This window comes from Amycolatopsis sp. WAC 01416 (genome assembly GCF_003947485.1).
Lineage (GTDB): Bacteria > Actinomycetota > Actinomycetes > Mycobacteriales > Pseudonocardiaceae > Amycolatopsis.
In genome coordinates, this window is the sequence record NZ_QHHX01000005.1 from 57,100 (window position 1) to 74,237 (window position 17,138).

The following is a 17,138-nucleotide window of genomic DNA, read 5'->3' on the forward strand; positions in this document are numbered from 1 at the left end:
GTCCTGCCGACGTCGATCGCGGCCGCGGGTGCACTGACAGACAATGAGGTGGACGACATGACAGAGCAAGGACGGGTGCTCGTCGTTGACGACGACGAGACCGTACGGGACGTCGTCCGGCGGTACCTGGAGGTCGCGGGCTTCGACGTCGACGTCGCCGGTGACGGCACCGAGGGGTTGCGGCTGTTCTCCGCGACCGGGCCCGATCTCGTGGTCCTCGACGTCATGATGCCCGGCCTCAACGGACTCGAGGTGTGCCGCCGCCTGCGACAGGTGAGCCAGGTGCCCGTCGTGATGCTGACCGCGCTCGGCGAGGAGGAGAACCGCATCGCCGGGCTCCAGCTCGGCGCCGACGACTACGTCACGAAACCGTTCAGCCCCAAGGAACTCGCGTTGCGCGTGGCGTCGGTCCTGCGGCGGGCACGGATGCCGAGGCCCGAACCGGCGGCACGTGTGATCACCGACGGCGACCTCGCGTTGCAGATGAGCGCCCGGCAGGCGGCCATCGGCGGCGTGGAACTTCCGTTGACGAGCCGGGAATTCGACCTGCTCGCGTTCTTCCTCACCCATCCCGGCATGGCGTTCTCCCGCGCCGATCTCCTGGAGAAGGTCTGGGGCTGGGACTTCGGCGATCAGTCCACAGTGACCGTCCACGTGAGACGGTTGCGCGAGAAGATCGAGAAGAACCCCGCGAAACCCGTCCGCGTCGCCACCGTATGGGGCGTCGGCTACCGATACGACCCGGTGCGGCGATGATCGGCTCAGGTGAGTCCTTCGGCGAGATGCTGGCGCACGCCTGGCACATCCTGCCGTTCGCGCTGATGTTCGCGGTGCCGGTGGTGCTGCTCGGCGTTCTGGCGCTGTACCTGCTCAGGCGCGGTTCGCTGGCCAGCACCATGACGATCCTCGTGCTGATCCCGGTACTCGCGACGCTGATCGCGGTGCTCGGGATCAGCGGGTTCATGTTCACCCCCGCGCTGACCACGATGACACTGGTCTGCCTGCTGGTCGCGCTGGTGACCGTGCCCGCGGCGCTCGTGCTCGGCCGCGCGATCGCGCGCCGCAGCGTCTGGGAACGGGAAGCGCGGGAACGGGAGCGCGCGGCCGAGGCGTCGCGGCGCGAACTGGTCGCCTGGATCAGCCACGATCTGCGGAGCCCGTTGGCCGGGATCCAGGCGATGGCCGAGGCGGTCGCGGACGGCGTCGTCGCCGAACCGGTCGAAATCACCGGCTACGCGCGGCGGATCAGCGGCGAGACCATGCGGCTGTCCGGCATGGTCGGCGACCTGTTCGAACTGTCGCGGATCACCGCGGGCGCGCTGCGGCTGACCATGGCCGCCGTGCCGCTGCGCGACGTCGTGAGCGACGCCGTCGCCGCGCAGGTGCCGCTCGCCGAGCAGAAACGCGTGCGGATGATCGAATACGCCGACGTGTGGCCCGTCGTCTCCGGCAGCGACCCGGAACTGGCGCGGATCGTGCGCAACCTGGTGTCCAACGCCGTGCGGCACACCCCGCCGGACGGAACGGTCGCGGTCCAGATCGGCATCGAAGGCGGCGAGGCGCTGCTGGCGGTCTCCGACGGTTGCGGCGGGATCCCCGACGACGAGATCGGCAGGGTCTTCGACGTCGCGTTCCGCGGGACGACGGCGCGCACCCCCGAACGCGGCGGACTGGCGAGCGGCGGCGGACTCGGGCTGGCGATCGCGAAAGGCCTCGTCGAAGCCCATCGCGGCCGCATCGGCGTCCGCAACCACGGTCCCGGCTGCCGGTTCGAAGTCCGGCTGCCGCTGTCCATGCCCTGACCGTGTCAGCGGCGTGTCACCGCGGTGTCAGCGCGGACGGCGATCGTTGCCGCCATGACGACTTCAGCGAGCACATTCTTCCGGCGGGCCGGGATCACCGCGGTGGCGGCCGCGCTACTGGCCGGGGCCATCCCTGGAGTGGCCGCCGCGGACAGCGGACGGGATCGCCCGGATCTGCGAGCGATGGTTCAGGAGATCGCGGCCTCCGGGTTCGCCGGGGCGCAGCTGCGGGTGCACGACGCGCGAGGCGACTGGACCGGCAGCGCGGGGGTGCGCGAGCTGGGCTCGGCCGCCAAGCCGCCGACGAACGGGCGGTTCCGGATCGGCAGCAACACCAAGACCTTCGTGTCCACCGTCGTCCTGCAGCTGGTGGGGGAGGGCAAGGTGGGCCTGGACGCGCCGGTGGCGGGCTACCTGCCCGAGTTCGGCCTCGACCGGCGGATCACGGTGCGGATGCTGTTGCAGCACACCAGCGGTCTGGTGGACTACACCGGCGCGATCCGGCCGGACGGCACCGTCGTACCGGGAATTTCCCTGGTGGGCAAGGAATTCCTGGACAACCGCTATCACACGTACCGGCCGGAGGAGCTGGTGCGGTTCGGGCTGTCCAAGACGCCGCTGTTCGAGCCGGGAACGGACTGGACCTACACGAACATCAACTACGTCCTGGCCGGACTGGTGATCGAGAAGGTCGCCGGCCGCCCCTACGGCGACGAACTCCAGCGTCGGATCCTGCGGCCGCTCGGACTGCGGGACACCGTCGTACCGGGCACGTGGCCGGGGATCCCCGGGTCGCACGCGCACGGCTACTACCGCTACGAGGAGAAGCCCGGGCAGTGGAAGACGGTCGACATCACGAACCAGAACCCGTCGTGGGCGTCCAGCGCCGGTGAACTGATCTCGACCACGAAGGACCTCCACACGTTCTTTTCCGCGCTGCTGGGCGGAAAACTCCTGCCCGCCCCGCTGCTCGCCGAGATGCGCAAACCGCACCCGAAGGGCGGCTACGGCCTGGGCGTGTACGTCCAGGAAGCGAGCTGCGGCACCGTCCTCAAGGGCATGGGCGGCTTCCACGGCTACGGGACGCTGATGGCCAGTACCCCGGATGGCAGCAGGACATACGAGCTGTCCATGACCTACGGGGACTCCGCGGCCGACCTTGGGCAGGCTTACTTCAAGGCGGATCAGCTGCTCACCGACAAGGTGCTCTGCGGAAAGTAGTTCAGAGCCGCAGGAAACCCATGTCCGGGAAGTGGGCAGGCGCGATGATCGCGCCGGTCTCTTCCGCTTCGGCGAGGAAACGCTGCCGCGTGCGGAGCGCGAGATCCGGGTCGACGTCGCCGAGGAAGCTCACCCGCGTGTCCGTCAGCTGGGCGGGCGTGTGCAGGACGTCGCCGAGCAGCAGCAGGCGCTCGTCGTCCGCGGTGATGTCGAGGACGTAGTGGCCGGGCGTGTGACCGGGGGCGTGCCGCGCCACGATCCCTGGCGCGATCTCGACGTCGTCGCCGCTGATCGCCTCGGTCAGCCCCGCGGCGCGAGCGGTCTCCATGCCGACACGGCTCCATTCGCCCGTCCCGGCGGGCGCGATGAGGGCGTCCCAGTCCAGTTGCCCGAAGACGACCTGAGCACCAGGGAAGGTCAGGTCGCCTTCGGGGGCGATCCAGCCGATGTGGTCGTTGTGCAGGTGGGTGAGGAAGACGGTGTCGATCTCGTCGATGGGGCAGCCTGCCTTGTCCAGCGCGGCCGCGAGGTCACCACCCGTGCCCATCGGCGGGGTGGGGTCGCCCTTGGCGGGCGTCATCCCCGGCGGGAAGGCGAATTCGCGCGGGCCGAGGCCGGTGTCGACGAGGATCGTGCGGCCGTTGCCTCGGATCAGGTACGCGCCGGTGGGGACGTGCACGGTGCCGTCCTCGTCGAAGACGTCCGGGTGGGCTTCGGGGTCGAGACCCGGGAAGAACGCGAGCGGCAACCTGATCAGGCCGTCCCCGAGCGCTTCGATCTCGATGTCTCCGACGGTGATGCCCACCAAAACCCCCAAAAAAGTCGATTTCCGTTGCCGGGAACGACAACCCGGTGGAGGCCGGGTCTGTTCCCGGTTTCAGAGACCGACCGGTTCCCGCAGCTCAGCGGTGGCGAAACCGGCGATGCCTTCGGCGAAACCGGTTCGCGCGGTGAAGCCGAGCAGTCGTTCGGCGCGGGCGGGATCGGCGACGACGTGCCGGACGTCGGCGGGACGGGCGCCGCCGGCGACCTTCGGAGCCGGTCCGTCGCAGGCCTTCGCGAGTTCTTCGGCGAGTTCACCGACCGAGTGCGGTTGCCCGGAACAGATGTTCAGCGGGGTCAGGTCACCTTCGGGCCCGTCAGTGCACAGCGCCAGGACGTTCGCCCTCGCCACGTCATGGACGTGCACGAAGTCGCGCTGCTGTTTCCCGTCCTCCAGCACGATCGGCGCCTCACCGCGCAGGAGCGAGGACCGGAACAGCGACGCGACGCCCGCGTACGGGGTGTTCTGCGGCATCCGGGGCCCGTAGACGTTGTGATAGCGCATCGCCCAGACCGTCCCGCCGGTCTGCCGGGCCCACGCCGCCGCCAGATGTTCCTGCGCGAGTTTGGTGGCCGCGTAGGTGCTTCGCGGCCGAAGTGGCGCGTCCTCGGGGACGAGCCGCCACTCGAGTTCCGCGCCGCACGTCGCGCACGTCGGCTCGAAGCGTCCGGCGTCCACATCGGACTGTTTCCGCGGCGACGGCGGGACGATCCCGTGGCCGAGGCATTCGTAGCGGCCCTCGCCGTAGACGACCATCGACGAGGCGAGCACCAGTTTCCGAACCCCGGCGCGGTGCATCCCGGCCAGCAGCACGGCTGTCCCGTAGTCGTTGTTCAGCGTGTACGACGGCGCGTCGGACGGATCGATGCCGTGCCCGACGACGGCAGCCTGGTGACAGACCGCCTCGACACCGTCCAGCGACTCGGCGACCAGCTCCGCGTCGGTGACATCGCCACGTAGGAACCGGTGGCGGCCGGTGTACGCGGGCGGACGCGACGAAGCGTGGGCGGTGCGCAGGAGGGTGTCGAGGACGACGACCTCGTGACCTTGATCGGACAGCAGATCGGCGATGTGGGAGCCGATGAACCCGGCCCCGCCGGTTACCAGTGTTCGCACCTTCCCGACGCTAGGGGCGATCCGCGACGGCGGTGCCGGATCCCCGGCTCACGTCAGGGAATCGTCACAACTCGTGGCCCGCGGCACCACGGGAGCGAAGATCAGCCGAAACCGGATACGGTGTGCCTATGGAACGGAGCGCACAACGGCTGGGCCGCGCACTGGTGGTCATCGTGGACGACAGGGTCGCCCACGGCGAACACGAGGACAACACGGGACCGCTGGTCACAGAGCTGCTCGAAGAGGCCGGATTCATCGTCGACGGTGTCGTGGTGGTCGAGGCCGAGACGGCCGCGATCCGCAACGCGCTCAACACCGCCGTGATCGGCGGCGCCGACCTGGTGATCACCGTCGGCGGCACCGGGGTCTCCCCGCGCGACCGCACGCCGGACGCGACGGCCGGTGTGCTCGACCGCCCGATCCCGGGCATCGGTGAGGCACTGCGCGCCTCCGGTCTCGCCGCCGGCGTGGTGGACGCGGGCATCTCCCGCGGGCTCGTCGGCGTCTCCGGCAGCACGCTGGTGGTCAACCTGGCTGGTTCACGCGCGGCCGTCCGCGACGGCATGGCGACGCTCTCGTCGCTGGTGCCGTACGTGATCGACGAGCTGTCCGGTCTCGAAGAGGCCTAGTTCTTGTGAGGGCCTAGTTCTTGGGAGCGGGTCCGGGCTCTGTCCCGGGCTCGCCCTTTTTGTCCTGATGCAACACCCCTTCCACCTTCTCGGTGACGTGGCCGATCTTGTCCTCGAACCGGCCGCCGGTGACCTTGTTCGCCCCGGCCGACGCCGCCGAGACACCCTTGGCCGCGACGTCGCCGGCCTTCTCGGCCAGCGGCCCGGCCTTCTCGCGGACTTCGCCCGCGACCTCTTCCGCTTTGTGGATGGCCTGCGCGGCCAGCCCCTTCGCTTTGTCGACAATGCTCATGCGCTGATGGTCCCACCGGGCGGCCTACCCCGCGACCGGTGCGAAAATGGACGTCATGCCAGGTGAAGACGAAGACAAGCGCCCCGCCGCGACGGCCTCTCGCGCGGAGAAACAGCGCCGGGTCGACGAGATCTTCGGCGACGTCCTGCCGGACACCACCTCCGACGAGCGAGAGCCGGGGCAGCGTCCCCGGGACTCCGACTCGTGGTTCCTGGAGAACCGGCCGCCTCATCACGACCGGTGATCCGGATCAGCTCGCGCGGTTCTGCTGCGCGCGCAGCAGGTCGCGGATCTCGGTGAGCAGTTCGACGTCGGTCGGCTCCGCCGGGCCCGCCTCTTCACCGCGCTTGCGCCGCTCCTGGATGTGCTTGACCGGCAGCACGATCACGAAGTAGACGACGGCGGCGACGATCACGAAGTTGATCGCCGCGTTGATCACGCCACCGAAGTCCATGAACGTCGAGTCGTTCGCGCTGAGGATGTTGAACCCCAGCCCCTTGGCGGCGTCCGAACCGCCGATGGCGTTGATCAGTGGTTTGATCAGGCCGTTCGTGAAGGCCGTGACGATCGCTGTGAACGCGGCGCCGATGACCACCGCGACCGCCAGGTCGACGACGTTCCCGCGCATCAGGAAGTCCTTGAAGCCCTTGATCAAGACGCTCTCCTCTTCACCTGGGACGGTTGGCCGACCGTCCCTTCCATACCGGGGGGACGCAGGCGCCCGCCTCCACAGGGCAGGGCGCGAGCTAGCGGAGGGTAACCGCTATGGACCGCTCCAGCGAAGTGGCAGCGACCCGTGTCGCGATCGCGGAGGGCAGGGAAAGCAGCACCAAAGGTCCCCTGCTCCCGGCACCGGAGGTCTTCGGCTCGCGGTCGTCCTGCTCGCCGACCGCCGCCACGACAGCCATGCTGGCCAGCACAGACGCCTCTCGCCCGGCTTCGGCGGCCGCGACGACGTCGACCCGCTGACCCGGCCTGAGCAGTTCCGCGACCCCGGCGTCGGCGAGCCTCACCGGGACAGTCGAACTCTCCGGATCACCCGATCCGGGGATGGCCGCGTCCACCAAGCGGACGTCCGTCAGCGGCTCACCCGCCCGTGCCGCACCGATGAGCATCCGCCCTTCCGCGGAGTCGGACCGGCCAAGGGCGCCCTGTGGACGGACGTCGTCCGGGAGGTCGACGAGCTTGAGATCCCCGGCGCGCAGCACCGTCCCGGCCGGGAGGTCACGCGCGGAGGCCACGGTCGCGGTGCCGGGCGTGCCGCGGGCGGAGGCGGGCAGGAACAGCGTGACCACGCCACTGAGCAGCAGGGACAGGGCGAGCCAGCGGCGGAGCAGCCGCGCGGGCCTGCCGTGGAGTCTTCGCAGGACGGGCAGATGGTGGAGCACGGGATTCCCCCTCGTCGATCGGTGATGATCACGACGCTAGGGGCCGGTGAGGTGCCCTGGAAGAACGAAAACCCCCGGTTGTGGATAACCGGGGGCCTGTGGACAACTCGGGGCGTCAGGAAGCGGCGGCGGCCGTTTTCGTCGTACCCGTGGAGGAGGATGCCGCGCTCTTGGTCTCCGACTTCGACTCGGTCTTCGACTCCGGCTTGGTCTCGGTCTTGGCCGGAGCCGTGGTCGTGTTGGCCTTCGAGTCGCGTGAATCATTGCGGTAGAAACCGCTGCCCTTGAAGACCACACCGACCGAGCTGAAGACCTTGCGAAGCGGGCCCGAGCACTGCGGGCACACGGTCAAGCTCGCGTCGGAGAACGACTGCACGGCCTCGAAAGCGTGGTCGCATTCCTTGCAGGCGTATTGGTAGGTGGGCACTGCTGCTCCTTCGTGCACTGGCACTCAGCCGACAAGAGTGCTAACACAACACGGTACCGGGGCATTCCGGCGCAGGTCAAACAAGGTTTCCCAACGTCACATCCCCGCCTGGTCAGCGATCTGTACCGCGCGGTGAGCGGTGTCTACGATCGTGGCCGTGACGTGGACCGACCGCGTGGACCGGTGGACGCGGACACACCCGACCGTTCTGGACGCCCTTTTCGCCGTGGCCATCGCCGCACTGCTGGGGCCGCCTTCGCTCGACATCCTCCTGGTGGCCGACTCCCCGGCCTGGACGCTGTGGGTGGCGGGCCTCTGCGGGTTCACGGTGCTGGCCACCGTCGCGTTGCGGAGGATCGCCACCCAAGCCGCGTTCATCTCCGCCGGACTCGGGATGGCGGTGACCGTCGCGCTGCCGAACACGACGGTCCGGCCCGCGCCACTGGGGCTGGCGAGCGCGAGCGACAGCATGGAGATCCCGCTGTTCTTTCTCCCGACGTCGGCGGCGTACCTGGTGCTTCTGTACGCCGTCGCCGCACGACGGCCGCTGCGCGAAAGCCTGCTCGCCCTCGAGATCAGCGTGCTCGGAGCGTTGCTGTGCACGGCTCGGACGGCGACGGCCTACGGCGCGCTCCCCACGGGGTGGCTCACCCTGCTGCTGGCCGTTCTCGCCCTGGTCGCGGCGGTGGCGGGCACCTGGGCCGTTGGCCGTTTCCGGTTCGACCGGCGACGACGCCTTGCCGACGAGGCCGCGGAAACCGCCGAGCGTGCCGCGGCAGGCGAACGTCAGCGCATCGCTCGCGACATGCACGACATCGTCGCCCACTCCCTGGCGGTCATCGTGCGCCAGGCCGAAGGCGGCTCCGCCATCGCCTCCAAGTCGCCGGACCGCGCGGCACAGGCGCTTTCCGTCATCGCCGGGACCGCCCGCGAGGCACTGGCCGACATGCGGAACACGTTGCGGGTGTTGCGGGAGACCGAGTCGCGGCCTTCGCTCGCCGGGATCCCGGCCTTGGTGGAGCGTGTCCGCGCGACGGGCGTCGATGTCCGGCTGACCGAACAGGGCAGGCCCGGCGTGCTGACGGCGAGCGCGGCCATGGCGGCGTTCCGGCTCGTCCAGGAAGGCTTGACCAACAGCGTCAAACACGCGGGCCCGTGCACGGTTGTCGCGGTCACGATCACGCACACCCCGAACGCGTCGGTGTTCGTCGTGGAGGACGACGGAGCAGGTGCCGGCGAGCGGCCGTCGCTTCCCGGCACGGGCGCCGGCCTGAACGGTGTCCGGGAACGCGTGCGAGCCGCGGGCGGTACGTTCGAGGCCGGTCCCGTCGACGGCGGTTTCAGGGTGCGCGCGGAGTTCCGCGTCGGCGAACAAGGAGCTTCGGGATGACGATCGACGTCGCACTGGTCGACGACCAGGAACTGGTCCGGACCGGCTTGGCCATGGTCGTCGACGCGACCGACGACATCCGGATCGTCCTCCAGGCCGCAGACGGGGTGGAGGCGGTCGCGAAGCTCGCCGAGACACGGGTCGACGTCGTGCTGATGGATGTCCAGATGCCGCGCATGGACGGGGTCGAGGCCACCGGAGTGGTCGCTGCCCGCGAGAACGCGCCCAAAGTGATCCTGCTGACGACGTTCGACCTCGACGAGTACGCCATCGCCGGCCTGCGCGCCGGCGCGAGCGGTTTCCTGCTCAAGGACGCGTCGGCCGACGAAGTACTGCACGCCATCCGCGCCGTCCATGCGGGCGATGCCGTGATCGCGCGCTCCACGACCCGTCGCATGCTGGACCAGCTCGCGGTCGCACGCGAAACTTCTCCGTTGCTGAACCGGCTCACCGGGCGCGAACGCGACGTATTGCTGGAGATCGCGCAGGGATACTCCAACGCCGAGACCGCGAAGCGGCTCTTCCTCTCCGAAGCCACGGTGAAAACGCACGTCGGCCACGTCCTCGCGAAGCTCGGGGTCCGTGACCGGGTGCAGGCGGTGATCTTCGCGTACGAGAACGGACTCGTGCGTCCGAGCTGAGCCGATCTCATCATTTCGGTGGAGGCACCGGCGACCTCGGGCCGAGGATTCCCGTCGAGCAGGCGAGCAGCCTGATGCGTATGACGACAATCGACAAGACGACCGAAGCGACCACCATCCGCGTCCGGTGGCGCGACCCTGCCACCTGGGGCGGGATTCTCGCGCTGGGCGGTGGCCTCTTCCACACCGTGGTCGCCGCTACGATGCGCCAGGAAGTCTGGGCGCAGATCTTCGACGAAGGATTCTTCAACACGGTCACGTTGGACCCTTCGCCCGACCGGCTCCCCATGGCCGAGGCGTTCTGGCTCAGCCCGGGCAGTTTCGGGGTGCCGTTGCTGCTGCTCGGCGCTCTGGTGGTCCGGTCGACCCGGCGCGGCGAACGCGTGCCCGGCTGGCTGGGCTGCGGCGTCGTCGCGTGGGCGGTCCTGCTCGGACTGCTGGGTGGTTTCGACGCCGGAACGATCATCCTGCTGCTCATCGGCGCTCTGTTCCTGGCCGGTGCCTGGTTCAAGAAGGAGCCCTCACGGCCGCGGTCGTGAAAGCATGAGCGAATGAAGCCCCGCGGCAAAGAAGAGTTACGCGGTCTGCTGGCCGAGGTCGCCGCCCGCGTGGCGGGCTACCGCGAAAGCGTCGCCGACGGCCCGGTCTTCCCGCACGACACGACGGGTGTCCGGGAAAAGCTCGGTGACCTGCCCGAGAAACCGGTCCCACCCGCCGACGTGATCCGGCGGCTGGCCGACGCCGTCGAGCCGGCGCTGGTGGCGAACACCGGGCCGCGGTACTTCGGGTTCGTCACCGGGGGAGCGCTCGAAGCGGCGACGGCGGCCGACATGCTGGCGACCGGTTGGGATCAGCCCGCGTTCAACAAGGTCACCTCGCCTGCCGCCGCGATCGTCGAGGAAGTGGCGGGCGAATGGCTCAAGGACGTTCTCGGCCTCCCGTCCGGTGCCTCTTTCGGGTTCGTGACCGGCGGGCAGGGCGCGAACACGGTCGGCCTGGCCGCCGCCCGGCATCACGTGCTGGCGCGGGCCGGCTGGGACGTCGAACGCCGTGGATTGCACGGGGCGCCGCCGCTGCGGGTCATCGCCAGTGAAGAGCGGCACGCGACGATCGACCGGTCCCTCCGCTTGCTCGGCTTGGGCACCGACGCCGTCAAGCCGGTGCGCGCGGACGGCCAAGGCGCCATCGACATCGCGGACCTCGCGAAGGCGCTCGACGGGCCCGCAATCGTTTGCCTCCAGGCCGGAAACGTGAACACCGGCGCTTTCGACGATTTCGCCGCCGCGACGGAGATCGCCCACCGGCACGGAGCCTGGGTCCACGTCGACGGCGCTTTCGGGCTCTGGGCTGCCGCCGCCCCCTCGCTCAGGAAGTTGACCGCGGGGTTGGAAACGGCCGACTCGTGGGCGGTCGACGGGCACAAGTGGCTCAACGTCCCCTACGACAGCGGTTACGCCTTCTGTGCCCATCCCGAGTCGCACAGGGCCGCGATGGCGCTCACGGCCGCGTACTTGACCGGCCAGGGAGACGGCGGGGTGCGAGCGCCGAGCGACTTCGTGCCGGAGTCCTCCCGCCGGGCCCGCGGGTTCGCCACGTGGGCGGCGCTCGGCGAGCTGGGCCGCGCCGGGATCGCCGAGATGGTCGAACGATGCTGCGCGCTGGCAAGGAGGTTCGCCGAGAAACTCGAAGCGAGCGAAGGCATCACCGTCGTGAACGACGTGGTGCTGAACCAGGTCCTCGTCGGCTTCGGCGACGAAACGGACAGGATCGTCGAAGCCGTCCAGCGTTCCGGCGAGTGCTGGATGGGCGCGACCACCTGGCACGGGAGGCGCCTGATGCGCATCTCCGTGTCCAACTGGAGCACCACCGAAGCCGACGTCGACCGCGCTGTCGCCGCGATCCAGGCGGCAAGGAAGAGTGAAAAGCATGGCTGACACGACACCGCGGGCGATCGACGTGACGTTCACCGCCGAGGTCATCCCCGACTCGAACAGCGGCTGGCCGTGCGTGAACATGCCGGACTCCGCGGAGTTCTTCGGTACCGGCAAGGCCGTCAAGGTCAGTGGCACCGTGGACGGCCACGACTACGAGGTGAGCATGCTGCCCATCGGTGGCGGAGTGCACATGATGCCGCTGCGCAAGCCGTTCCGGAAGATCATCAAGAAGGACATCGGCGACCGGGTCACCGTGCATCTGACCAAGCGGATCTCCTAGCCGAGGACCGATCAGGAATCGAGAAGCGCGGCGAACCGGTCTCACCTAGCGTGACCGTCATGGACATCGCCATTCACGGGAGTTTCCTCCCGCAGACCGACCCCGAAGCCGCACTGACGTTCTACCGCGACACCCTCGGCTTCGAGGTGCGCAACGACGTCGGCTACGACGGCATGCGCTGGATCACCGTCGGCCCGCCGGGGCAGCCCGTGTCGATCGTGCTGCACCCGCCGGCCGTCGACCCGGGTATCACCGAGGACGAGCGCCGCGTCATCGGCGAGATGATGGCCAAGGGCACCTACGCGAGCATCCTGTTCTCCTCCGACGACCTCGACGGCCTCTTCAAACACCTCCAAGAGGCGGGCGCCGAGGTCATCCAGGAGCCCACCGATCAGCCGTACGGCCTGCGTGACGGCGCCGTCCGCGACCCGTCCGGAAACCTGATCCGTATCCAGCAGCGCGTCTGAGCGCTGGTAGTCGCGGGTTCCACCAAAGGCACTGACATCACCGGGTGCGGGCGCGGACGTGGACCCGTTCGCCCTGTTCGCCGAACAGGCTGAGCACCTCGACCCGCCCGCGGCCGGTGGCGCCGAACCAGTGCGGCGTCCGGCAGTCGAACTCGGCGGCCTCGCCGGGACCGAGCACGACCTCCTGGTCGCCGAGGACGAGCCGGAGCCTTCCCCGCAGCACGTAAAGCCATTCGCGGCCGGCGTGCGTTCGCGGCCGGGGCTCGTCGTCGCCCGCCGGGATCGTCATCTTGTAGGCGCGCGGCCCGTTCTCGTGCCGCGTGAGCGGGATGAGAACACGGCCGTCCGAGGGCGGTTCGAGCACTCTCGGTGACGAGACGATCTCGTCGACGCGCAGGCCCAGCGCGGCGATCACCGGCAGCAGCAGTTCGAGACTCGGCTTGCGTTGTCCGGATTCGAGCCGGGACAGGGTGCTGGTGGAGATGCCGGTGGCGCGGCTGAGCTCCATCAGCGTCGTGCCCTTCTTCTCCCGGGCGCGGCGCAGCCGGGGCGCGATCAGTTCGATCGCCGCGGTGACAGTGGGGTCGCTCTCCATATCGCCAGCACAGCAGGTCGTCCCGGTTCCGGCAAAGTTCTTTGCCGAAACAGCCAGAAGCCGCCGATGCTGGCGCCATGATCGAGACCAAACGCCTCCCCCTCGGGGTCTATCTCCTTGCTTTCAGCCTGTTCGCGATGGGGAGCGCCGAGTTCCTGATGGCCGGGGTCCTGCCCTCGGCCGCCGCCGATCTCGGCGTCTCCCTGTCCTCCGCGGGCGCGCTCATCACCGCGTTCGCCCTCGGCGTCGTGCTGGGCGGCCCGCCGTTCGCCGTGCTGAGCTTGAAGTGGCCGCGGCGAACGGCATTGATGACCACGCAGGCCGTCTTCGCCGCCGCCATCGCGACCGGCCTGCTCGCCGACGACTACTGGATCCTGCTGGTCACCAGGTTCGTCGCCGGTCTGGCCTACGCCGGCTTCTTCGCGGTCGCGGCCGTGACGGCGATCAGCCTGGTGACTCCCGACCGCAACGCCCGCGCCTCCGGCGTCGTCGTCGCCGGACTCAGCGTCGCCATGGTGGCCGGGGGACCGGCGGGCACCCTGCTGAGCAACCTCACCGACTGGACCGGCGGCTTTTGGGGCGTCGTAATGCTCACCGTGCTGGGCGTGGTCGCGTGCGCCGTCGGCCTGCCCGCCACCGCGTCCGCCGCGCCGAGCCTTTCGGGGGAACTGCTCGCCATGCGGACGCCACGCCTCTGGGGCATCTACGCGATCACGATCCTGAGCACCGCCGCGTACATGGTGTCCTTCAACTACCTGGCGGCGATGCTGGCGGACGTCCTTCCGGCGGTCTGGATCCCCGCGGTCCTCGCGTTGTTCGGAATCGGTGCTTTCGCCGGGCTGTCCCTCGGCGGCCGGATCTCCGACAGGCGCCCGCACGACGCCCTGCTCGGCGGCGCCGTCGGCATCGCGGTCTTTTCGGCGCTGCTCGCCTTCTTCGCCGATTCCGCCTGGGTTGTCGTGCCTACGGTGTTCCTGCTGGGAGTCGCGGCCTTCGTGCTCAACCCGGCGCTCTACGGGCGGGTGTTCACCATCGCCTCTTCCGCCCCGACCCTCGCCGGAGCGACCACGGTCTCGGCTTTCCAGCTGGGCATCAGCCTCACCCCGGCCTTCGCCGCCGGGGCACTGAACCTGGGAGCTTCGCTGACCGCCATCCCTTGGATCGGCGCCGCACTGGCGCTGGCCACGGTCCCGCTGGTGCTCCGCGATCGCTCGCATGACCGCATGCTCACTTGCTAGCATGCGAGCATGACCCAGGTCGCCAAACGGCAATTCAACGTCTATCTGCCGAACGACCTCATCAAGCGGGTGAAACACGCGTCCGTCGACGCCGACGAATCGCTTTCGTCGTTCGTCGAACGGGTGCTGGAGGAGTACCTGCGGACCAGTGAGGAACGCGCACGATGAAGGTTATGCCGATCCGGTACAGCTCGGACGTCGAGGCCATGACGCGGTTCTACGAGGTACTCGGCCTGCGGGTCGGGCCGGTGTCGCGCCCCGGCGGCTGGGTCGAGATGCCCGCTGAGGGCGGGATGCTGGCCGTCCACCGGTCTTCCGGCGACGACGTGGGCCGATGCGAACTGGCCTTCGAAGTCGACGAACCCCTGGAGGACGTCGCGGAGCGCTTGAGGGCCGCCGGATTCGAGCCGGGTCCGCCGATGGACGAAGGCTTCGGGCATTCGATGCGCGTCCAGGATCCCGACGGTGTCTGGGTGCAGCTCAACTTGTACGACCGAGACCTCTACACGTGATCGGAACCCGGCGCGCGAGCCCGTTGTTCCTCGCGGTCGGCATCGTCGCGCTCGAGTTCGCCGCGGCCGTCACCGGATTCGTCGCCTCCACCCTGTTGCCCGTCGTCGCCGGCGATCTCGGCGCGCGGAGCGACCTCGGGCTCCTGATCGCCGGCTCGACGCTGGGACTCTTCGTCGCACTTCCCTTGGCGAGCCGGGTTCTCGCCCGCCTGGGGCCGCGCGGCACTCTCGCCATCGGGATGATCGCCTACCTCGGCGGTCTCTTCCTGGCCGCGATGGCGCAGGCGGCGTGGATGTTCGCCCTCGGCCAGTTCTCCGCCGGGCTCGCCAGTGGCCTGCTGGCGATCTTCGGTGTCAGCTCGGCGATCCGGCATCTCGATGACCGGCTGCGGATCCGCGTGATCGCGGCGTCCTCGGCGATGTGGATCGTGCCCGCCCTGGCAGGCCCGGCGGCGACCCTCGGCTTGGAACGGCTCGTCGGCTGGCGATGGACTCTGCTGCTGCCGGTGCCGTTCGTCCTTTTCGGACGGTTGCTGGTCGTACGCGCTGCCCGCGACGACACACGCGACGACGCGCCCCGGCCCTTGCTGCGGACGTTGTCGGTGCCGCTCGGAGCGGCGCTTGTCGTGTTCGGCAAGGGCTTCTGGCCGCTCGCGCTCGCCGGGGCGGTGATCGCCGTCGCCGGAATGATCGCGATCCTGCCTCCAGGCACCGCACGGCTGCGGTCCGGAACCCCCGCCGCGCTCGGCGCGATGGTGCTGTTCGCGATCGGCTATTTCGGCGCGGACAGCCTGATCACCGTGCTTCTGACGAGCGAGCTCGAGGTGAGCCTCGGGCAGGCGGCGATCGTCCTGAGCGCCGCCCCGCTCGGCTGGGCGGTGACCAGCCTGGTGGCCGCGAAGATCACCTCGGCGCGCTTTCCCGTCGTGGGCTTGGGCCTGACCGCCCTCGGCACCGCTGTTGTTGCCTTCGGAAGTTCCTTCACCGTGGCCCTCGTCGCCTGGACCGTCGCCGGAATCGGCGTCGGACTCGCCTATCCCGGCCTTTACCTCAGAGCGACGACCGCGGACGCGAGCGGTTTCACCGCGGCGGAGCTGGCGACCGCCGTCATCACAGCCGAATGCGTCGGGCAGCTGCTTGGCCGGGCCATCGGCGGCGCACTGAGCTCCTCCGGCACCGGTTTGCTCGCCTCGTACACACTTTTCGCGGCCGCGCTGGCGGCCGCCACCTACGCCGCGGCGCGCCGGGAATGAGTCAGCTGGCCCGAAGATGGCGCCGCGGCTCGACCGCCTGCCCATCAGCGTGCCCGGTCCTGCCGTTGCAGGATCTTGCCGCGGAACTCGTCGTAGGACGGCTTGGTGAGGTCGAAACGCTTGGACGTCGGCACCGCGGCCGAAGCCGGCCCGGCGAGACCACCGTCGGCGCGCAACAGCGAACGTCGGGAGAACGGGGATCGGAGGGCACTTGTTCGGGCATGAGCGCTCACCTTCGTCGGGTTTCGGCCCGATCGAAGGTTGTTCACACTCCTACAACACGGCTGTTCGGACAGCGAACGCGATCAGCCCGGCGCGGCAGTGTCCCGTGCCCTGCCGGACTCGGCCGTCCGGCGTGGTCGACGTGCAGACCCTGGCGATCGAGATACCGGCATCCACCACGCCTTCACACGGTGAATCGGCACGTCTCCTCCGACCGGTCGGCTGACCTTGACCGCGGTCACCGGCCGAGTAGGTCGCCTACGAGTGCGGCCAGTTCCTCGCCGACGCGATCCAGCGGACGCGTCGATCGCTGGGCCCTGGCCAGCACCAAGGCGCCTTCGATGGCCGAGATCGCCAGGGTGGCCAGACTGCCCGCTCGCTGCGTGGGCAGTCCCTGCTGCCACAGTGCCGCGGTGAGCGTCTCCTCCCATGACGTGAAGGCCGCGTCCGCCGCCGCGCGGACGCCGTCGGACTCACCGGCTCCGAGCGCGCCGGCGACGACCGGACAGCCTGAGGTGAACTCGCTCGACACGAGCTGGTCCCGGTAGAACGCCACGAAGCTGTCCAGCGCCGCGACCGGCCCCTTGGTGTTGACCAGCCCGCTGATCGCCGCCCCCATCACCCGCCCGGCGTGTTCGGTCGCCTCGCTCGCGAGCTGGGTCTTCCCGTCTGGGAAGTAGTGGTACACGGATCCGCGTGGCGCGCCGGAGTGCGCCACGATGTCGGCCAGCGAGGTCGCGGCGACGCCACGCCGGCGGAACAGGTCGATCGCGCCGCCGATCATGCGCTCGCGCGCCGAGTCAGGGTCTGCCATAGCCGACATCCTATATCGCTCGGCATACCTTCTGGGTCGCGCTCATGCATGAGACCTGCTACTTCGCTCGATTCATCCGGTTCGCGTGTTCCTC

24 protein-coding genes are annotated in these 17,138 nt (G+C 69.5%); 15 read left to right on the forward strand and 9 right to left on the reverse strand.

Annotated features, from left to right (window positions below; all coding sequences use genetic code 11):
- Positions 1-57 precede the first annotated feature (57 nt).
- The 3 genes from DL990_RS17465 to DL990_RS17475 are packed head-to-tail and all read left to right on the forward strand — an operon-like array spanning position 58 to position 3,023.
- A complete protein-coding gene (locus DL990_RS17465) occupies positions 58-756 on the forward strand; it encodes a response regulator transcription factor (RefSeq protein ID WP_125799308.1) in 699 nt (232 codons plus the stop codon).
- Positions 753-1,802 (forward strand): sensor histidine kinase KdpD, encoded by a 1,050-nt coding sequence (locus DL990_RS17470; protein ID WP_125782355.1) that lies wholly within the window; start codon positions 753-755, stop codon positions 1,800-1,802. Before DL990_RS17465 ends, DL990_RS17470 begins: the two co-directional genes overlap by 4 nt.
- Positions 1,803-1,856: 54 nt before the next feature.
- The gene (locus tag DL990_RS17475) at positions 1,857-3,023 is read left to right on the forward strand and encodes a serine hydrolase (protein ID WP_125799309.1); all 1,167 of its coding nucleotides are present in this window, start codon (positions 1,857-1,859) and stop codon (positions 3,021-3,023) included.
- Between the two features lies 1 nt (position 3,024).
- Here DL990_RS17475 and DL990_RS17480 read toward each other — a convergent pair whose 3' ends face one another.
- Together DL990_RS17480 and DL990_RS17485 are read right to left on the reverse strand one after the other, a co-directional pair.
- Positions 3,025-3,828, reverse strand: a complete 804-nt coding sequence (locus DL990_RS17480) for an MBL fold metallo-hydrolase (protein WP_125799310.1) — start codon at positions 3,826-3,828, stop codon at positions 3,025-3,027.
- A gap of 72 nt (positions 3,829-3,900) precedes the next feature.
- Positions 3,901-4,962, reverse strand: coding sequence for an NAD-dependent epimerase/dehydratase family protein (locus tag DL990_RS17485; protein ID WP_125799311.1), 1,062 nt, complete (start codon positions 4,960-4,962; stop codon positions 3,901-3,903).
- A gap of 128 nt (positions 4,963-5,090) precedes the next feature.
- On the opposite strand from DL990_RS17485, the gene DL990_RS17490 reads away from it, so the two are divergent.
- The gene (locus DL990_RS17490; protein WP_125799312.1) at positions 5,091-5,591 is read left to right on the forward strand and encodes a molybdenum cofactor biosynthesis protein B; all 501 of its coding nucleotides are present in this window, start codon (positions 5,091-5,093) and stop codon (positions 5,589-5,591) included.
- A 13-nt stretch (positions 5,592-5,604) separates the two neighbouring features.
- On the opposite strand, the gene DL990_RS17495 is transcribed toward DL990_RS17490, so the two are convergent.
- The gene (locus tag DL990_RS17495) at positions 5,605-5,883 is read right to left on the reverse strand and encodes a hypothetical protein (RefSeq protein ID WP_073846255.1); all 279 of its coding nucleotides are present in this window, start codon (positions 5,881-5,883) and stop codon (positions 5,605-5,607) included.
- 55 nt (positions 5,884-5,938) lie between these two features.
- On the opposite strand from DL990_RS17495, the gene DL990_RS17500 reads away from it, so the two are divergent.
- Positions 5,939-6,127: a hypothetical protein gene (locus tag DL990_RS17500; RefSeq protein ID WP_199746443.1), complete on the forward strand. Its 189-nt coding sequence runs from the start codon at positions 5,939-5,941 to the stop codon at positions 6,125-6,127.
- A gap of 6 nt (positions 6,128-6,133) precedes the next feature.
- On the opposite strand, the gene mscL is transcribed toward DL990_RS17500, so the two are convergent.
- The 3 genes from mscL to DL990_RS17515 all read right to left on the reverse strand — a co-directional run bounded on the left by mscL (position 6,134) and on the right by DL990_RS17515 (position 7,698).
- A complete protein-coding gene (gene mscL, locus DL990_RS17505; protein WP_125782364.1) occupies positions 6,134-6,538 on the reverse strand; it encodes a large-conductance mechanosensitive channel protein MscL in 405 nt (134 codons plus the stop codon).
- Positions 6,539-6,629: 91 nt separating this feature from the next.
- Positions 6,630-7,271: an SAF domain-containing protein gene (locus DL990_RS17510; RefSeq protein ID WP_125799314.1), complete on the reverse strand. Its 642-nt coding sequence runs from the start codon at positions 7,269-7,271 to the stop codon at positions 6,630-6,632.
- A 115-nt stretch (positions 7,272-7,386) separates the two neighbouring features.
- Positions 7,387-7,698, reverse strand: coding sequence for an FmdB family zinc ribbon protein (locus tag DL990_RS17515; protein WP_125799315.1), 312 nt, complete (start codon positions 7,696-7,698; stop codon positions 7,387-7,389).
- Positions 7,699-7,855: 157 nt separating this feature from the next.
- Here DL990_RS17515 and DL990_RS17520 point away from each other — a divergent pair, with 157 nt between their 5' ends.
- The 6 genes from DL990_RS17520 (at position 7,856) to DL990_RS17545 (ending at position 12,410) form a co-directional block, all read left to right on the forward strand.
- The gene (locus tag DL990_RS17520; RefSeq protein WP_125799316.1) at positions 7,856-9,088 is read left to right on the forward strand and encodes a sensor histidine kinase; all 1,233 of its coding nucleotides are present in this window, start codon (positions 7,856-7,858) and stop codon (positions 9,086-9,088) included.
- On the forward strand, positions 9,085-9,729 hold the full coding sequence (locus DL990_RS17525; protein ID WP_125782392.1) for a response regulator transcription factor: 645 nt from the start codon (positions 9,085-9,087) through the stop codon (positions 9,727-9,729). Before DL990_RS17520 ends, DL990_RS17525 begins: the two co-directional genes overlap by 4 nt.
- A gap of 80 nt (positions 9,730-9,809) precedes the next feature.
- Positions 9,810-10,268 carry a DUF6463 family protein gene (locus DL990_RS17530; RefSeq protein WP_125799317.1) on the forward strand — a complete coding sequence of 153 codons (459 nt, stop codon included), beginning with the start codon at positions 9,810-9,812 and terminating at the stop codon, positions 10,266-10,268.
- A 12-nt stretch (positions 10,269-10,280) separates the two neighbouring features.
- Entirely contained in the window at positions 10,281-11,663 is a 1,383-nt protein-coding gene (locus DL990_RS17535) for an aminotransferase class V-fold PLP-dependent enzyme (RefSeq protein WP_125799318.1), read from the forward strand.
- Positions 11,656-11,943: a DUF1905 domain-containing protein gene (locus DL990_RS17540; RefSeq protein WP_125782398.1), complete on the forward strand. Its 288-nt coding sequence runs from the start codon at positions 11,656-11,658 to the stop codon at positions 11,941-11,943. Before DL990_RS17535 ends, DL990_RS17540 begins: the two co-directional genes overlap by 8 nt.
- 59 nt (positions 11,944-12,002) lie before the next feature.
- Positions 12,003-12,410: a VOC family protein gene (locus DL990_RS17545; protein WP_125799319.1), complete on the forward strand. Its 408-nt coding sequence runs from the start codon at positions 12,003-12,005 to the stop codon at positions 12,408-12,410.
- 37 nt (positions 12,411-12,447) lie between these two features.
- Here DL990_RS17545 and DL990_RS17550 read toward each other — a convergent pair whose 3' ends face one another.
- Positions 12,448-13,005 (reverse strand): helix-turn-helix domain-containing protein, encoded by a 558-nt coding sequence (locus tag DL990_RS17550; protein WP_125782402.1) that lies wholly within the window; start codon positions 13,003-13,005, stop codon positions 12,448-12,450.
- Between the two features lie 77 nt (positions 13,006-13,082).
- Here DL990_RS17550 and DL990_RS17555 point away from each other — a divergent pair, with 77 nt between their 5' ends.
- The 4 genes from DL990_RS17555 to DL990_RS17570 are packed head-to-tail and all read left to right on the forward strand — an operon-like array spanning position 13,083 to position 16,008.
- Positions 13,083-14,243, forward strand: coding sequence for an MFS transporter (locus DL990_RS17555; protein WP_125782404.1), 1,161 nt, complete (start codon positions 13,083-13,085; stop codon positions 14,241-14,243).
- Between the two features lie 9 nt (positions 14,244-14,252).
- Positions 14,253-14,411 (forward strand): CopG family transcriptional regulator, encoded by a 159-nt coding sequence (locus DL990_RS17560; protein WP_125782406.1) that lies wholly within the window; start codon positions 14,253-14,255, stop codon positions 14,409-14,411.
- Entirely contained in the window at positions 14,408-14,755 is a 348-nt protein-coding gene (locus DL990_RS17565) for a VOC family protein (RefSeq protein ID WP_125782408.1), read from the forward strand. The genes DL990_RS17560 and DL990_RS17565 overlap by 4 nt, the downstream gene beginning before the upstream one ends.
- The gene (locus DL990_RS17570; protein WP_125799320.1) at positions 14,752-16,008 is read left to right on the forward strand and encodes an MFS transporter; all 1,257 of its coding nucleotides are present in this window, start codon (positions 14,752-14,754) and stop codon (positions 16,006-16,008) included. The genes DL990_RS17565 and DL990_RS17570 overlap by 4 nt, the downstream gene beginning before the upstream one ends.
- A gap of 44 nt (positions 16,009-16,052) precedes the next feature.
- On the opposite strand, the gene DL990_RS42180 is transcribed toward DL990_RS17570, so the two are convergent.
- Positions 16,053-16,184: a hypothetical protein gene (locus DL990_RS42180; protein ID WP_255431378.1), complete on the reverse strand. Its 132-nt coding sequence runs from the start codon at positions 16,182-16,184 to the stop codon at positions 16,053-16,055.
- 284 nt (positions 16,185-16,468) lie between these two features.
- Complete coding sequence (locus tag DL990_RS17580; RefSeq protein ID WP_233620500.1) at positions 16,469-17,044, reverse strand: TetR/AcrR family transcriptional regulator; 576 nt, start codon at positions 17,042-17,044, stop codon at positions 16,469-16,471.
- Positions 17,045-17,138: the final 94 nt, after the last annotated feature.

Coding starts and splice junctions, on each gene's coding strand:
- DL990_RS17530 (WP_125799317.1), top strand. CDS start 9,810: ATGACGACAATCGACAAGACGACCGAAGCGACCACCATCCGCGTCCGG.
- DL990_RS17555 (WP_125782404.1), top strand. CDS start 13,083: ATGATCGAGACCAAACGCCTCCCCCTCGGGGTCTATCTCCTTGCTTTC.
- DL990_RS17545 (WP_125799319.1), top strand. CDS start 12,003: ATGGACATCGCCATTCACGGGAGTTTCCTCCCGCAGACCGACCCCGAA.
- DL990_RS17565 (WP_125782408.1), top strand. CDS start 14,408: ATGAAGGTTATGCCGATCCGGTACAGCTCGGACGTCGAGGCCATGACG.
- DL990_RS17560 (WP_125782406.1), top strand. CDS start 14,253: ATGACCCAGGTCGCCAAACGGCAATTCAACGTCTATCTGCCGAACGAC.
- DL990_RS17465 (WP_125799308.1), top strand. CDS start 58: ATGACAGAGCAAGGACGGGTGCTCGTCGTTGACGACGACGAGACCGTA.
- DL990_RS17580 (WP_233620500.1), bottom strand. CDS start 17,044: ATGGCAGACCCTGACTCGGCGCGCGAGCGCATGATCGGCGGCGCGATC.
- DL990_RS17535 (WP_125799318.1), top strand. CDS start 10,281: ATGAAGCCCCGCGGCAAAGAAGAGTTACGCGGTCTGCTGGCCGAGGTC.
- DL990_RS17475 (WP_125799309.1), top strand. CDS start 1,857: ATGACGACTTCAGCGAGCACATTCTTCCGGCGGGCCGGGATCACCGCG.
- DL990_RS17495 (WP_073846255.1), bottom strand. CDS start 5,883: ATGAGCATTGTCGACAAAGCGAAGGGGCTGGCCGCGCAGGCCATCCAC.
- DL990_RS17525 (WP_125782392.1), top strand. CDS start 9,085: ATGACGATCGACGTCGCACTGGTCGACGACCAGGAACTGGTCCGGACC.
- DL990_RS17500 (WP_199746443.1), top strand. CDS start 5,939: ATGCCAGGTGAAGACGAAGACAAGCGCCCCGCCGCGACGGCCTCTCGC.
- DL990_RS17470 (WP_125782355.1), top strand. CDS start 753: ATGATCGGCTCAGGTGAGTCCTTCGGCGAGATGCTGGCGCACGCCTGG.
- DL990_RS17540 (WP_125782398.1), top strand. CDS start 11,656: ATGGCTGACACGACACCGCGGGCGATCGACGTGACGTTCACCGCCGAG.
- DL990_RS17490 (WP_125799312.1), top strand. CDS start 5,091: ATGGAACGGAGCGCACAACGGCTGGGCCGCGCACTGGTGGTCATCGTG.
- DL990_RS17550 (WP_125782402.1), bottom strand. CDS start 13,005: ATGGAGAGCGACCCCACTGTCACCGCGGCGATCGAACTGATCGCGCCC.